This is a genomic window from Phytohabitans rumicis (assembly GCF_011764445.1).
GTDB classification, from domain to species: domain Bacteria; phylum Actinomycetota; class Actinomycetes; order Mycobacteriales; family Micromonosporaceae; genus Phytohabitans; species Phytohabitans rumicis.
The window spans coordinates 5,892,279-5,905,974 of record NZ_BLPG01000001.1 but is presented as its reverse complement, the minus strand read 5'-3'; the positions used below and the strand labels follow the sequence as shown (position 1 = coordinate 5,905,974).

The 13,696-nt window shown below is 71.4% G+C and carries 12 protein-coding genes and 1 pseudogene; 6 read left to right on the top strand and 7 right to left on the bottom strand.

What is annotated here, in order from left to right; all coding sequences use genetic code 11:
• Positions 1 to 3 precede the first annotated feature (3 nt).
• A pseudogene (locus Prum_RS26880) lies at positions 4 to 1,052 on the bottom strand (PhoH family protein).
• A 279-nt stretch (positions 1,053 to 1,331) separates the two neighbouring features.
• Here Prum_RS26880 and Prum_RS26875 point away from each other — a divergent pair.
• Together Prum_RS26875 and mctP are read left to right on the top strand one after the other, a co-directional pair.
• Entirely contained in the window at positions 1,332 to 1,616 is a 285-nt protein-coding gene (locus Prum_RS26875; protein WP_173079012.1) for a DUF3311 domain-containing protein, read from the top strand.
• Positions 1,617 to 1,620: 4 nt separating this feature from the next.
• Entirely contained in the window at positions 1,621 to 3,327 is a 1,707-nt protein-coding gene (mctP, locus tag Prum_RS26870; RefSeq protein ID WP_173079011.1) for a monocarboxylate uptake permease MctP, read from the top strand.
• On the opposite strand, the gene Prum_RS26865 is transcribed toward mctP, so the two are convergent.
• The 3 genes from Prum_RS26865 to Prum_RS26855 all read right to left on the bottom strand — a co-directional run bounded on the left by Prum_RS26865 (position 3,293) and on the right by Prum_RS26855 (position 5,916).
• The gene (locus Prum_RS26865) at positions 3,293 to 4,594 is read right to left on the bottom strand and encodes a serine hydrolase domain-containing protein (protein WP_173084188.1); all 1,302 of its coding nucleotides are present in this window, start codon (positions 4,592 to 4,594) and stop codon (positions 3,293 to 3,295) included. The genes mctP and Prum_RS26865 overlap by 35 nt on opposite strands.
• Before the next feature lie 102 nt (positions 4,595 to 4,696).
• A complete protein-coding gene (locus Prum_RS26860) occupies positions 4,697 to 5,053 on the bottom strand; it encodes a histidine triad nucleotide-binding protein (RefSeq protein WP_173079010.1) in 357 nt (118 codons plus the stop codon).
• Between the two features lie 20 nt (positions 5,054 to 5,073).
• Positions 5,074 to 5,916 (bottom strand): NAD-dependent epimerase/dehydratase family protein, encoded by an 843-nt coding sequence (locus Prum_RS26855; RefSeq protein ID WP_173079009.1) that lies wholly within the window; start codon positions 5,914 to 5,916, stop codon positions 5,074 to 5,076.
• Between the two features lie 70 nt (positions 5,917 to 5,986).
• On the opposite strand from Prum_RS26855, the gene Prum_RS26850 reads away from it, so the two are divergent.
• From Prum_RS26850 to Prum_RS26835, 4 genes are all read left to right on the top strand, one after another.
• Positions 5,987 to 6,400 carry a MarR family winged helix-turn-helix transcriptional regulator gene (locus Prum_RS26850; RefSeq protein WP_218577349.1) on the top strand — a complete coding sequence of 138 codons (414 nt, stop codon included), beginning with the start codon at positions 5,987 to 5,989 and terminating at the stop codon, positions 6,398 to 6,400.
• A 99-nt stretch (positions 6,401 to 6,499) separates the two neighbouring features.
• The gene (locus Prum_RS26845) at positions 6,500 to 7,285 is read left to right on the top strand and encodes a S1 family peptidase (RefSeq protein WP_173079008.1); all 786 of its coding nucleotides are present in this window, start codon (positions 6,500 to 6,502) and stop codon (positions 7,283 to 7,285) included.
• Positions 7,286 to 7,353: 68 nt separating this feature from the next.
• Positions 7,354 to 8,106, top strand: coding sequence for an SDR family NAD(P)-dependent oxidoreductase (locus Prum_RS26840; protein WP_173079007.1), 753 nt, complete (start codon positions 7,354 to 7,356; stop codon positions 8,104 to 8,106).
• Positions 8,107 to 8,121: 15 nt separating this feature from the next.
• Positions 8,122 to 10,491 (top strand): beta-glucosidase family protein, encoded by a 2,370-nt coding sequence (locus Prum_RS26835; protein ID WP_173079006.1) that lies wholly within the window; start codon positions 8,122 to 8,124, stop codon positions 10,489 to 10,491.
• Between the two features lie 51 nt (positions 10,492 to 10,542).
• Here the strand turns inward: Prum_RS26835 and Prum_RS26830 are convergent, their stop codons facing one another.
• From Prum_RS26830 to hrcA, 3 genes are all read right to left on the bottom strand, one after another.
• Complete coding sequence (locus Prum_RS26830) at positions 10,543 to 11,256, bottom strand: 16S rRNA (uracil(1498)-N(3))-methyltransferase (RefSeq protein ID WP_173079005.1); 714 nt, start codon at positions 11,254 to 11,256, stop codon at positions 10,543 to 10,545.
• Between the two features lie 225 nt (positions 11,257 to 11,481).
• Positions 11,482 to 12,615 (bottom strand): molecular chaperone DnaJ, encoded by a 1,134-nt coding sequence (gene dnaJ / locus Prum_RS26825; RefSeq protein ID WP_173084183.1) that lies wholly within the window; start codon positions 12,613 to 12,615, stop codon positions 11,482 to 11,484.
• Positions 12,616 to 12,652: 37 nt separating this feature from the next.
• Positions 12,653 to 13,675: a heat-inducible transcriptional repressor HrcA gene (hrcA, locus tag Prum_RS26820; protein ID WP_173079004.1), complete on the bottom strand. Its 1,023-nt coding sequence runs from the start codon at positions 13,673 to 13,675 to the stop codon at positions 12,653 to 12,655.
• Positions 13,676 to 13,696: the final 21 nt, after the last annotated feature.

The following is a 13,696-nucleotide window of genomic DNA, read 5'->3' as shown; positions in this document are numbered from 1 at the left end:
GATTCAGCGGCGCCGGCCGGCCCGCGCGGTGCGGCCCTGGACGGCGTGCACGCCCTGGCCGCTTTGGCTCTCCCGCTCCTCGTCCCACTTCGCGTACGCGTCGACGATGTCGCCGACCAGCTTGTGCCGTACGACGTCGGCGCTGCCGAGCTGAGCGAAGTGCACGTCCTCGACGCCGTCCAGGATCTCCCGCACGATCTTGAGACCGCTGGTCGTGCCGCCCGGCAGGTCGATCTGCGTCACGTCACCGGTGACCACGATCTTGGAGCCGAAGCCGAGCCGGGTCAGGAACATCTTCATCTGCTCGGGCGTCGTGTTCTGCGCCTCGTCGAGGATGATGAACGCGTCGTTGAGCGTGCGCCCCCGCATGTACGCCAGCGGGGCTACCTCGATCGTGCCGGCCTGCATCAGGCGCGGGATCGACTCGGGGTCGAGCATGTCGTGCAGCGCGTCGTACAGCGGCCGCAGGTAGGGGTCGATCTTCTCGTAGAGCGTGCCGGGCAGGAAGCCGAGCCGCTCCCCGCCTCGACGGCCGGCCGGGTCAGGATGATCCGGTTGACCTGCTTGGCCTGCAACGCCTGGACGGCCTTGGCCATGGCCAGGTACGTCTTGCCGGTACCGGCGGGGCCGATGCCGAAGACGATGGTGTGCCCGTCGATCGAGTCGACGTAGCGCTTCTGGCCCAGCGTCTTGGGCCGGATGGTCCGGCCGCGCCGGGACAGGATGTTGAGCGTGAGGACCTCGGCGGGCCGCTCGGCCGTGCCCTGCTCGAGCATGCCGACGGTACGCCGTACCGCGTCGGTGGTCAGTGTTTCGCCCTTCTCGATCAGCTCGAGCAGTTCGGTGAAGAGGCGCTCGGCCAGCGCGTTGTCGGCCGGCGCACCGGTGATGGTGATTTCGTTGCCGCGCACGTGCACGTCACTCGCCAGCGAACGCTCGATCAGCCGGAGAATCTCATCCCCGGCACCGAGCAGGTTCACCATGATCTGCGAGTCAGGAACCGTGATCTTGGTCTGCACGTGGGTATGCCCGGTTGGGGATGTAGTGGTCATAGATCGGCCCGCGGGCCAACGCCACCTGCTCTCGGTCTCAGGGTCACGCCCTGCGGCGCGACGTGCGTAACTGCTCCCATCGTATCGGCTTAACGCCCTCCCCATCGCGCCCATTTCCACCCCACTGTCGGATCTCTCAGTGAAGGGTTACGGAAAGCTTTCGTACGTTTAGATGATCTCCGATGGGTCGAACGGGGGATCCGTGGCAACTCGAAGCGCATCGAGGATGGCCGCCGTGACCTTGGTCACTTACGACATTCCACCCGTTCGGAGGCACGCATGTACGGTCAACGCCGCCCGGACGGGGAATGGCAGCCCACTGTTACGACAGTTTACGGAAAACCTGCCACCGGTCGAGCCCGCCCGCGCCGCCGGGCCGACACCAGCCGCTGGCACTGGCTTCTCCTCGTCCCGATCGTCCTGCCGCTGTTGCCGCCGATCTACAACCGGATGGAGCCACGCCTGCTCGGGCTGCCGTTCTTCTACTGGTGCCAGCTCGGTTTCGCGTTCCTCGCGGCGATAACGATCGCCATCGTGCACGTGGCCACCAAGAACCGGCGGTAACCACATGCCGACCTTCGCCGACCACCAGGTCGAGTTCTGGATCTTCGCGGCCATGTTCGGCCTGGTCACGATCATGGGCTTCGCGGCGGCCCGATGGCGCCGGCCGGACAACATCCACACCCTGGAGGAGTGGGGTCTCGGCGGTCGCGCGTTCGGCAACTGGGTGACGTTCTTCCTGCTCAGCGGCGATGTCTACACGGCGTACACGTTTGTCGCGGTGCCCACGCTCGTGTTCGGCGTGGGGGCGTCCGGGTTCTTCCCCATGCCGTTCCTGGTGATCGTCTACCCGCTGCTCTTCGTGGTGCTGGCGCGCTTCTGGTCGGTGTGCCACGTGCACGGGTTCGTCACCCCCGCCGAGTTCGTGCGGGCCCGGTTCGGCTCGAAGACGCTCGCGCTCTTCATCGCGGTCACCGGCATCCTGGCCACGATGCCGTACATCGCGCTGCAGCTCATCGGCATCGAGGCGGTCTTCAAGGTGATGGGGCTGCCGGAGGGCTGGCCGCTCACCGCCGCGTTCATCGTGCTGGCGCTCTACACCTTCAACTCCGGGCTGCGGGCGCCCGCACTGATCTCCATCGTCAAGGACGCGCTGGTGCTGTGGACGGTGCTGGCCGCGTTCCTGATCGTTGCCTCGCACTCGGGCGGCTGGACGACCGTCTTCCGGGTCGCCGAGTCGAAGTACGCCGCGTCGCCCAGCACGACCGACGGGCTGCTGCTGGCGCCCGGCTCCGAGCTGAACTACGTCACGCTGGCGCTCGGCTCCGCGGTCGCGCTGTTCCTCTACCCGCACACGCTCACCGGCGTGCTCGCCTCGCGCAACCGGGCCACGCTGCGGCGCAACCTGGCCGTCATGCCGCTCTACACGCTGACGCTGGGCGTGCTGATGCTGGTCGGCTTCGCGGCGATCCTCAGCGACATCCAGCCGATCGGCGGCGACCGCAACACCGTCGTTCCGCTGTGGTTCGACGCCAACTTCCCGGACTGGAGCGCGGGCCTGGCGTTCGCGGCGATCGGGGTGGGCGCGATGGTCCCCGCCGCGATCATGTCGATCGCGGCGGCCAACCTCTTCACCCGTGACGTCTACAAGGAGTTCATCCGGCCGCAGGCGTCACCCGCCGAGGAGACCCTGGTCAGCAAGATCGCCTCGCTCGCCATGAAGTTCGGCGCGGTGATCTGCATCCTGATGCTCAACACCCAGTTCGCGATCGACCTGCAACTGATCGGCGGCGTGTTCGTCATGCAGACGCTGCCGGCCATCGCGATCGGCCTCTTCACCGCGTGGCTGCACCGCTGGGCGCTGATCGCCGGCATCTTCGCCGGCATCGCCACCGGCGCGGCGATGCTCTACCAGATCCCCCAGCGCAACGGCGAGGGTGCGATCATCCGGGAGCACTTCGGCGGCTCGGCCTGGCCGCTGAGCAACATCGGCATCGACACCCGGAGCACGATCTATGTCGGCGTCGTCGCCCTCGCCATCAACCTGCTCGTCGCCGCGCTGCTCACGCCGCTCTTCCGGCTCGGCGGGATCACGGACGGCACCGACCGCACCCGCGAGCCCGACTACGTGGCGGACGAGGGCGACCCGACGATCCGCCGGATGACCGAGCTGATCGACGGCGAGACGGTGCCCGACGCGCCGCCCACCCTGGCGCCTGCGGGCGCCCGGCACTCCATCCCTACGTACCCTCGAAGGTCTGCTGGTCGCGGGTGAACCGGTAGGTCGCCCAGTGCATGCGCACGACGGTGCCCTGGGCGTCGCGGGTCAGCCGCAGCAACTCGCCGGCCTCCCGGCCGGACGCGGTGCGCAGGATGTCCGCCTCTTCCGCCTGGAAGATCGCCGGTGGTCGGCCGGGTTGATCCAGCGCCGACCGGGCCTGCAACGCGCCGTCCCGCCACGAGAAGACGTGCTCGAAGCCCTCGCTCCACCAGCGGCCGAGCACCGACCGGTACGCCTCGGGCGCCGGCTCGCCGGGCGTCCACCGGGCGATGTCGGCCGGGTCCTCCTCGACCGCCGCCGCCAGGAGCTTGTGCGGCAGGTCCAGGACCTCGACCGCGGTGCCGGACGAACCGAGCACCGCGCAGCCCATCGCCGCCGGCGTGCCGTCGCCGCCCCGCCGGCCGTACACGCCCGCGAGGAAGCCCGGCATCGCGCCGTCGTGCCCGACGTGCATCACCCGCTCGCCCTGCGGCACCAGGATCAGGGCCAGCCCGAACCCGGCCGTCCACAGTGTCTCGTCGGTGGTCGTGAGCGGCCAGCGCATCTCGTCGAGGGAGGCCGGCGCGAGGACCGCGCCGGCCGGGTCGAGCGCCGCCGGGTCGCTGAGGAACGCCGCCCACCGCGCCATGTCCGCGGCGGTGCTCCAGAGCTGACCGGCCGGGGCGATCGCGCCGGTGTCGGTCCACGGCTCCGGCCTCGCATGATCCGAGTACGCCTCGACGAGGTAACCGGTCACCGCCCGCTCGGTACGCTCCACCGTCGTACCGGACAGGCCGAGCGGGCGCAGGATGCGGTCCTCGACCACCTCCGCCCACGTACCGCCGCGCAGCCGGCCCACCGCGTGCCCGAGCAGGGACAGGCCGAGGTTGGAGTAGTGGTAGCGCCGGGCCGGCGGCAGCACCCGTTCGGCCCGTACCAGCTCGGCGATGAGGCGCTCGGTGTCCGGGGCCTGCAGCGTGTCCCACACGTCGCCGTACGGCTCGCGCTGGATGCCGGACGTGTGCGAGAGCAGCCGCCGTACGGTCAGCTCACCGTGGGCCGGCACGTCCAGGTGCCGCCCGAGCGGGTCGTCGAGGTCGAGCAGGCCGTCGTCCCGGGCCTGCATCACGAGTACGGCGGTGAACGTCTTCGTCACCGACCCGATCCGGAACTGGCTGTCGCTGTCGGCCCCGACGTGGAGCTGCCAGAGCGGCCGGTCGGCCCGGTGCAGAGCCACCGACAGGGCCGGCACCCGAGCGTCGACCTGGACCTTCTGCGCCATCCGCGCCAGCTTCGTGCTCACAGCTAGCTGATCTTACAGATGCAAGGAAGGGCACCCTGTTAACGCTTTTTGCATAGCAAGGTGCCCTTGCTAACACCTCTACTAGGCGAGGGCGATCATGGGGCCCAGGGGCTCGCCGCCGAGGAGGTGCGCGTGCACGTGGAGGACCTCCTGGCCGCCGTACTCGCCGGTGTTGAAGATGACGCGGAAGCCGCCGTCGAGCAGGCCCTCGGCCTCGGCCACGACGGCGGCGGTCTCCAGCACCTCACCGGCGAGCTTGGCGTCGGACTGGGCCAGCGTGGCGACGTCGACGTAGTGCTCCTTGGGGATGACGAGGATGTGCACCGCGGCCTTGGGCCCGATGTCGCGGAAGGCGAGCGTGGTCGGGGTTTCCCGGACCACCGTCGCGGGGATCTCCCCGGTCACGATCTTGCAGAAGAGACAGTCGAACGTCGTCACGGCTACCCATCGTAGTGATGTCAGAGGGCGCCGGCGGCGTGGGCGGCGTGGAGCGTCGGAAATAGCGGCCGGTAGCCCAGCTCGGTGCGGATCCGGCTGGTGTCGACGATGCCGGCCCACGGGTCGTCGAGGGCCCGCTCGGCGGCGCCCTCGTCCGGCTCCTCCCGGTTGGCGCGCAACAGCTCCAGGGCGGTGACCGGCACGTCGTCGGCGACGTTGAAGATCTGGCCGTCGGCGCCCGTGGCGGTGCCGATCCGGTCCAGCGCCTGGGCCACGTCGGCGTGGTGCACCAGGTGCAGCCGCCGGTGCGGCGCCCACCGGCGGGCCCACCGCAGCGACTCGGCCAGGCGCGGGTCGGCGTCGCCGTACACGAAGGCCAGCCGGGCTATCCGGACCGGCAGGCCGTGCTCGCGGTGCAGCCGCAGCAGTTCGGCCTCGGCGGCGGCCTTGCTTTCCGGGTACGCCCCGGCGGGCCGCGGCTCGTCCCCCTCCTGCGCGGGCCGGCCGCACCCGGCGCCGTACACGAGGTTGGTGCTGGCGAAGACCAGGCGGGAGATCCCGGCGTCGAGCCCGGCGTGGGCCAGCGCGACCGCGGCGTCGCGGTTGACCGCGTACGCCTCGTCGTCCGGCACGCCGCGGAACGCGGCCGCGAGGTGGACCACCGCGTCGACGCCGTTCACCGCCTGCTTCGCCACGCCCGGGTCGCGCAGGTCGCCGACGACCACCTCGGCGCCGCCGTTCCACCACGGGTCGACCTGCTCCTCGTCGCGGACCAGCACCCGCACCTGCTGGTGCAGGTCGAGCTGGTGGCGCGCGTAACGGCTGCCCACCCGTCCGGTGGCCCCAGTGATGAGGGTGCGCACGATCGTCTCCTCCGAGTATCGTTAGCCGTGCAATGAAATACGTTAGTCGGCTAACGAGTTTGGGGCAAGGTTGGGTGGCGAGTTCCAGGCCGCGTTCTGGGCGGCCAAGCGGGCGATGACGACCGCCGCCGAGGCCGCCTACAACCGCCACGGGGTACGCGCCGGCCAGCAGTTCGTCCTCCACCAGCTCTGGGAGGAGGACGGGCTCACGCCGGGCGAGCTGGCGCGCCGGCTGGAGCTGGCCGTGCCCACCGTGACCCGCACCGCGACCCGCATGGAGGCCGCCGGGATCCTGCGCCGCGAGCCGCACCCCTCGGACGCCCGGCTGGTCCGGCTCTGCCTCACCGACCGCGGGCGCGAGCTGAAGGACATCATGACCGCCGAGATCACTCAGCTGACCGAGCGCGCACTGCGCACACTGGACCCGGCCGACCGCGAACGGTTCACCCACTACCTCAACGAGGTCCGCGCCAACTTGGTATGACGTAGCTGGGATGGCATCGACTCATTGCCATGGCTGAATGCGACTCCATACGCTCCCCGCATCGCGCCCATAAGGCGCGCACAACGTGGGGAGGATCTCATGGTTCGCTGGCGCAAAATCGTCGGCGCGGTCGCCACCGCGCTGGCCGTCGGCAGCTTCACCGCGGTCGTACCGGCCGCACCCGCCGCGGCCGACCCGACGCCGTACATCGTGGGTGGCACTCGGGCCGCGCTGGGCGAGTTCCCGTTCATGGTCCGGTTGTCGATGGGCTGCGGCGGCGCGCTCTACAGCCCGCGGCTGGTGCTCACCGCCGCGCACTGCGTGGGCAGCACCGGCACGAACACCAGCATCACGGCGACGCTCGGCGCGGTCGACCTCCAGTCGTCGAGCCGCATCCAGGTGCGCTCCAACTACGTCTACCGGGCACCCGGCTACAACGGCAACGGGCGCGACTGGGCGCTGATCCGGCTGTCCAGCGCGGTCACCACCCTGGCGACGCTGAAGACCGCGACGACGACGGCGTACAACAGCGGCACGTTCACGATCGCCGGCTGGGGCGCCGCGGTCGAGGGCGGCGGGCAGCAGCGGTTCCTGCTGAAGGCGCAGGTGCCCTTCGTGAGCGACTCGAGCTGCGACACGTCGTACGGCGGCGACGTCATCGTGGCCGAGGAGATCTGCGCCGGGTACGCGTCCGGCGGCACCGACACCTGCCAGGGCGACTCCGGCGGCCCGATGTTCCGCCGCGACGCCAGCAACGCGTGGGTCCAGGTCGGCATCACCAGTTGGGGGTACGGCTGCGCGCGCGCCGGCTACCCCGGCGTCTACACCGAGGTGAGCACGTTCGCCTCCGCGATCGCCTCGGCTGCGGCCAGCCTGGGCGGCTGACGGGTCAAGGGGCGGCTCCGGTCCCCGCCGGGAGCCGCCCCTTGATCGTTGTCGGGCATGATGGCCGGATGACGAGACGAGCGGTGTTGGTGACCGGGGCGTCCCGGGGGATCGGCCGGGCGATCGCGACCGCGTTCGCCGAGGGTGGCGACCGGGTGGCGATCCACCATCGGGACTCCGCCCAGCTGGCCGAGGAACTGCGCGACTCGCTGCCCGGCGACGGGCACACCGTCGTACGGGCCGACCTGGCCGACCCCGACGACGTACGGGCGATGGTGGACGGGGCGGCCGAGCGGCTCGGCGGGCTCGACGTGCTGGTCAACAACGCGGGCGTCTACACGCCGCACCCGATCACCGACACGTCGTACGAGCAGTGGCAGCACGAGTGGCGCCGGACGCTGGACACCAACCTGCTCGGGCCGGCCAACGCCTGCTGGTGCGCCGTACGGCACATGCGCGAACGCGGCGGCGGGCGGATCATCAACGTCTCCTCCCGGGGCGCGTTCCGCGGCGAGCCCGGCCAGCCCGCGTACGGCGCCAGCAAGGCCGGCCTCAACGCCATGGGCCAGTCGCTGGCCGTGGCGCTCGGCCCGTACGGCATCGCGGTCGCCACGGTGGCGCCCGGGTACGTCGCGACCGACATGACCAACGACCATCTCAAGTCCGCGCGCGGCGACGAGATCCGGGCGCAGAGCCCGTTCAACCGGGTGGCGCGGCCGGAGGAGATCGCCGCCGCGGTGCACTGGCTGGCCTCGCCCGCCGCCGAGTGGGCCTCCGGCACGGTCATTGATCTCAATGGAGCGTCCTACCTGCGGACCTGACGATACGATCGGGCGATGGCCGACATCGAAGCAGCGCTGCGCTCGCTCGACCTCGAGACCAAGGTCAGGCTGCTCTCCGGCCAGGACTTCTGGACCCTCCCGGCGATCCCCGAGATCGGTCTGCGCTCGCTGGTCATGTCGGACGGGCCGGTCGGCATACGCGGCATCGGCTGGCGGCCCCACGACCCGTCCGTCGCGCTGCCCTGCCCGACCGCGCTGGCGGCCACCTGGGATCCTGACCTGGCCCGCACCGCCGGCCGGCTGCTCGGCCAGGAGGCGCGCCGCAAGGGCGTACACGTGCTGCTGGCGCCGACGGTCAACCTGCACCGCAGCCCGCTGGGCGGCCGGCACTTCGAGTGCTATTCGGAAGACCCGCTGCTGACCGGCGAGATCGGCGCGGCGTACGTCACCGGCGTGCAGGAGCAGGGCGTCGGCACCACCGTGAAGCACTTCGTGGCCAACGACTCGGAGACCGACCGGTTCACTGTGGACGTACGGGTGGGCGAGCGGGCGCTGCGCGAGCTGTACCTCGCGCCGTTCGAGCGGATCGTCCGCGCGGGCGTGTGGGCCGCGATGTCCGCCTACAACGGGGTCAACGGCGCCACGATGACCGAGCACGGCGAGCTGCAGGACGGCGTACTCAAGCGGGAGTGGGGGTTCGACGGGCCGATCGTGTCGGACTGGACCGCCGCGCGCTCCACAGAGGAGACCGCGAACGGCGGCCTCGACGTGGTCATGCCGGCGTTCGGCGCTCCGTGGGGCGACGCGCTGGTCGAGGCCGTCCGGTCCGGCACCGTCCCGGAAGAGCTGATCGACGACAAGGTACGGCGGGTGCTGCGGCTCGCCGAGCGGGTGGGCGCCTTCGGCGGCGAGCCCGCCCCGCTGAAGTTCACTATGGACGGTGCGGCGGTGGCCCGCGAGGTCGCCACCCGCTCGTTCGTGCTGGCCCGCAACGCCGGTGGGGTGCTGCCCCTCGACGCCGGCGCGCTGCGCAGCGTGGCGGTGTCGGGGGTGCTGGCCACCGACGCGCGCGTACAGGGCGGCGGCAGCGCGCTGGTCCACCCGCCGTACGTCATCTCGCCGCTGGACGGCCTGACCGCCGCGCTGCCGGACGCCACCGTGACGTACGCGATCGGGGCCGACCCGCGGCGCCGGATCCCGGCCGCGGCTGCTCCACAGTGGAGCGGCATCACCGCCACCCTCCGGGCAGCCGACGGGCGGGAGCTGTACCGGACTGCCCTGCCCGAGGCCACCGTCCGCTGGATGGGCGAGCCGCCGGCCGGCGTCGACCCGTACGAGCTGGCCACGATCGAGCTGTCCGCCCGGTGCACGCCCACCGCCGGTGGTACGCACGAGCTGGCCATCGCGGGCTTCGGCGAGTTCACGCTGGCGGCCGGCGGGCGGACCCTCTTCGACGGCTCGATCTACCGGGAAGACGAAGCCTCCGCCGTGTTCCTCTCCGCCGAGGAGCGCCGTTTCCCGGTCGAGCTGGCCGCCGGGGAGCCGGTCGACGTGCTGCTCACCCAGCGGGTCGGGCTCCCCGGGTTCGTGGCGTTCACGCTGGGCCACGCCCCGCCCACGGCCGGGCCGGACGAGTTGCTCGACGAGGCCGCCCGGTCCGCCGCCGCGGCCGACGTCGCCGTGGTGGTCGTCGGCACCACCGAGGAGGTCGAGTCGGAGGGCTTCGACCGTACGACGCTGGCCCTGCCCGGACACCAGGACGCGCTCGTGACCCGGGTCGCGGCCGCCAACCCGCGTACGGTGGTGGTCGTCAACGCCGGCTCCCCCGTGCTGATGCCGTGGGCGGACCAGGTGGCCGCGATCCTGCTCACCTGGTTTCCGGGCCAGGAGGCGGGTGCCGCGCTCGCCGACGTACTGCTCGGCGTGGCGGAGCCCGGCGGGCGGCTGCCCACCACGTGGCCCCGCCGTGACGAGGACGCGCTGCCCGTCACGCCGCTGGACGGCGCCCTGCCGTACGACGAGGGCGTGTTCCTCGGCTACCGGGGCAAGGATTCCGACCCGCTCTTCCCGTTCGGGCACGGGTTGGGCTACACGACGTGGGCGTACGAGGAACTGTCCATCGAGGACATGTGCGCGGTCGTGGAGCTGCGCAACACCGGCAAGCGCCACGGCCGCGAGGTGGTGCAGCTCTACGTAGGACCGTCCACCGAGGACCCCGAACGCCCGGCCCGCTGGCTAGCCGGCTTCGCCGTAGCCGAGGCCGCCCCCGGCGACCCGGCCACCGTGCGCATCCCGCTCCCCCAGCGCACCTTCGAGACCTGGCACGCTTCCGCCTGGCAGGTCGTCCCCGGCGACTACGTGGTGTCCGCCGCCCACAGCGCGGCCGACATCCGCCTCACCACCACCCTGTTGATCAGGGAGTAACTCGGGCGTGTTGCGGCGCGCCGAGAGAGCTGGTCCCTGATCAACGCGGCCCTACCACCGTCCCAGCCGCGCGGATAGCACCGAAAGGGCCGCCACGCCGGCCGTGGAGGTGCGGAGGACCTGCTCGCCCAGGCGGACCAAGCTTGCGCCGGCCGACTCGAAGGCGGCCAACTCCTCCGGGGCGATGCCGCCCTCGGGGCCGACCACGAGCGCGATCTCGCCAGCGGCCGGGAGGTCCACAGTCGACAGCCGGGTCTCCGCCTCCTCGTGCAGGACCAGGGTGGCCCGCACGGTCGCTTCGCGGGTCGACACCGGCGGCGCCACGGTCGGCAGCCAGGGGCGGCGGGCCTGCTTGGCCGCCTCGCGGGCGGTCGCCACCCACTTGTCGTGGGCGCGGGTGCCCCGCTCGCCTTTCCACTGCACCACCGAGCGGACCGCCGCCCAGGGCACGATCTCGTCGACACCCACCTCGGTCATCGCCTGTACGGCCAGCTCGCCCCGATCACCCTTGGCGATGCCCTGGATCACGACCAGTCGCGGGTCGGGCGCCTCGGCGTACCCCCGGGAGATGATGCGCAGGTCGAGGCTGCCGCGGCCGGCGGCGGTGACCACGGCGGTGGCCGTGCCCCCGCGCCCGTCGGCGAGGACCAGATCCTCCCCGACCCGCAGCCGCTGGACGGTGGCCGCGTGATGCCCCTCCGCCCCGCCCAGCGTGGCGGTGTCCCCGCTGGGCAGCGCGTCAACGAGGAAGAGCGGCGCGCTCACAGCGCCTTCTTGTGAGCGCGCGCGGCGGCGCCCGTAGGCACCGTTTTCCCAGCGGCGACCGGGTCCGCGGTGGGCTCTGGTTCGCGGCGCCGCTGACAAAACGGCGCCACGCCGCCGCGCGCGCTCACAAGATCCCGGTGATCAGGGAGCCGCTCCCCTGCCACGCCGCAACACGCCAGAGCCGTTCCCTGATCAACGGGGAGAGACAGGGGGAGAGCGGCGCGCTCACGCGTGGCCGTTGAAGGCGTCGCGCATGCGACTGAAGAAGCCGCCTTGTTTGGTTAACTCGGCTACTTCCTCGCCTCTTGTTTTGGCGAAGTCTCTCAGGATGCGCTCTTGGTCGGGGTCTAGTTTGGTGGGGGTTCTTACGTCCAGGTGGACGAAGAGGTCGCCGCGGCCGGTGCCACGCAGGTGCGGTACGCCCCGGGCGCGCAGCCGCAACGTCGCGCCGGGCTGGGTGCCGGCCTTGACGTCGAGCTGCTCCTCGCTGTCGAGCGTCTTGATGGTCAGCCGGGTGCCGAGCGCGGCGGCCGTCATCGGGACGGTGACCCGGCAGTGCAGGTCGTCGCCCTTGCGCGAGTAGACGTCGTGCGGCCGTTCGTGGATCTCGACGTACAGGTCGCCGGCGGTGCCGCCGCCCGGCCCGACCTCGCCCTGCTGGGCCAGCCGGATGCGCATGCCGTCTTCGACGCCCGCCGGGATCTTGACGGTCAGTGACCGGCGGGTGCGGACCCGGCCGTCGCCGCCGCAGGTCGCGCACGCGTGCGGGATGACCGTGCCGTACCCCTGGCAGACCGTGCACGGGCGGGACGAGACCACCTGGCCCAGGAACGTGCGCTGCACCGACTGCACCTCGCCGCGCCCGCCGCACGCCTCGCAGGTGGCCAGGTGGGTGCCGGCCGCGGTGCCCGCGCCGGAGCACGTGGTGCACAGGACGGCGGTGTCGACGGTGATCGGGGCCTCGACGCCGAACGCGGTCTCGACCAGGTCGAGCTCCAGCCGCAAGATCGCGTCGGCGCCCGGCCGGGTGCGCGACCGCGGCCCGCGCGTGCCCGCCGCGGTGCCGAAGAACGCGTCCATAATGTCCTGGAATCCGACGAACGGACCCGCGCCGGGACCACCGCCCGGACCGCCGCCGCCGGGCGCGAGTGGGTCGCCGCCGAGGTCGACGATCTGCCGCTTCTGGTCGTCGGACAGCACCTCGTACGCGGCGTTGATGTCCTTGAACTTCTCGTGCGCATCCGGATCCGGGTTGACGTCCGGGTGATACTGGCGAGCCAGTTTCCGGTATGCGCGTTTGATCTCGTCGTCGGATGCGTCCCGGTTCACACCGAGAATCCCGTAGTAGTCCTTGGCCACTGCGTTCCGTGTCCTCATGTTCTCGCGCTGTCCCGGGCTAGGTATTTCCCAACAGGTCGCCTACGTAGCGTGCCACGGCGCGCACCGTGGCGATGGTGCCGGGGTAGTCCATCCTCGTCGGCCCGAGGACGCCGAGGCCACCCATGATTGTCATACCCGGCCCATAACCGGTACTGACCACCGAGGTGGACCGCAGGTTGTCGATCTCGTTTTCGTCTCCGATGCGCACGCGCAGCGTGGTCGCGTCGACCTCGCCGAGCAGCTTGAGCAGGATGACCTCCTCCTCAAGCGCCTCCAGGATGGGCTGCAACGAGCCCTGAAAGTCAAGTAACCCGCCACGCGTCAGATTGGCACGGCCAGCGAGCGCGATCCGCTCCTCGTGCCGCTCGACGAGCGTCTCCAGCAACACCGTGGCGAGGGTGACCATGGTGTTGCGGTCGTCCGGGGAAACCTCGTCGACCAGCGCCTGCACCAGCGGCGGGGTGTCCGACAGGCGCTTGCCGACCAGCTTTTCGTTGACCCGCCGGCGCAGGTCGGTGACCGAGTCGACGTGCACCGGACCGGGCAGCTCGACCAGCCGCTGCTCGACCCGCCCGCTGTCGGCGATCATCACGAGCATGAGCCGGGTCGTGGAGATCGGCACCAGCTCCAGGTGGCGCACGGACGAGCGGGCCAGGCTCGGGTACTGCACCACCGCGACCTGCCGGGTCAGCTGCGCGAGCAGCCGGACCGTGCGGTGCACCACGTCGTCCAGGTCGAGGGCGCCGGCCAGGAAGCGCTCGATCGCGCGGCGCTCGGCCGGGCTCAGCGGCTTGACCCGGGACAGCCGGTCGACGAAGAGCCGGTAGCCGCGGTCGGTCGGTACCCGGCCGGCGCTGGTGTGCGGCTGCCGGATGTAGCCCTCCTCCTCCAGCACCGCCATGTCGTTGCGCACGGTGGCCGGGGAGACGCCCAATTGATGCCGCTCGACCAGCGCCTTGCTGCCGACCGGCTCCTGGGTGGCCACGTAGTCCTCGACGATCGCGCGTAGGACGTCGAGCTTGCGGTCGTCCAGACTCATGACTCACCCCCTTTTGGCACT

Excerpts from the sequence above, each read along its gene's own strand:
- Prum_RS26875 (WP_173079012.1), top strand. The coding sequence starts at position 1,332 with ATGTACGGTCAACGCCGCCCGGACGGGGAATGGCAGCCCACTGTTACG.
- mctP (WP_173079011.1), top strand. The coding sequence starts at position 1,621 with ATGCCGACCTTCGCCGACCACCAGGTCGAGTTCTGGATCTTCGCGGCC.
- Prum_RS26865 (WP_173084188.1), bottom strand. The coding sequence starts at position 4,594 with ATGGCGCAGAAGGTCCAGGTCGACGCTCGGGTGCCGGCCCTGTCGGTG.
- Prum_RS26845 (WP_173079008.1), top strand. The coding sequence starts at position 6,500 with ATGGTTCGCTGGCGCAAAATCGTCGGCGCGGTCGCCACCGCGCTGGCC.
- Prum_RS26840 (WP_173079007.1), top strand. The coding sequence starts at position 7,354 with ATGACGAGACGAGCGGTGTTGGTGACCGGGGCGTCCCGGGGGATCGGC.
- Prum_RS26835 (WP_173079006.1), top strand. The coding sequence starts at position 8,122 with ATGGCCGACATCGAAGCAGCGCTGCGCTCGCTCGACCTCGAGACCAAG.
- hrcA (WP_173079004.1), bottom strand. The coding sequence starts at position 13,675 with ATGAGTCTGGACGACCGCAAGCTCGACGTCCTACGCGCGATCGTCGAG.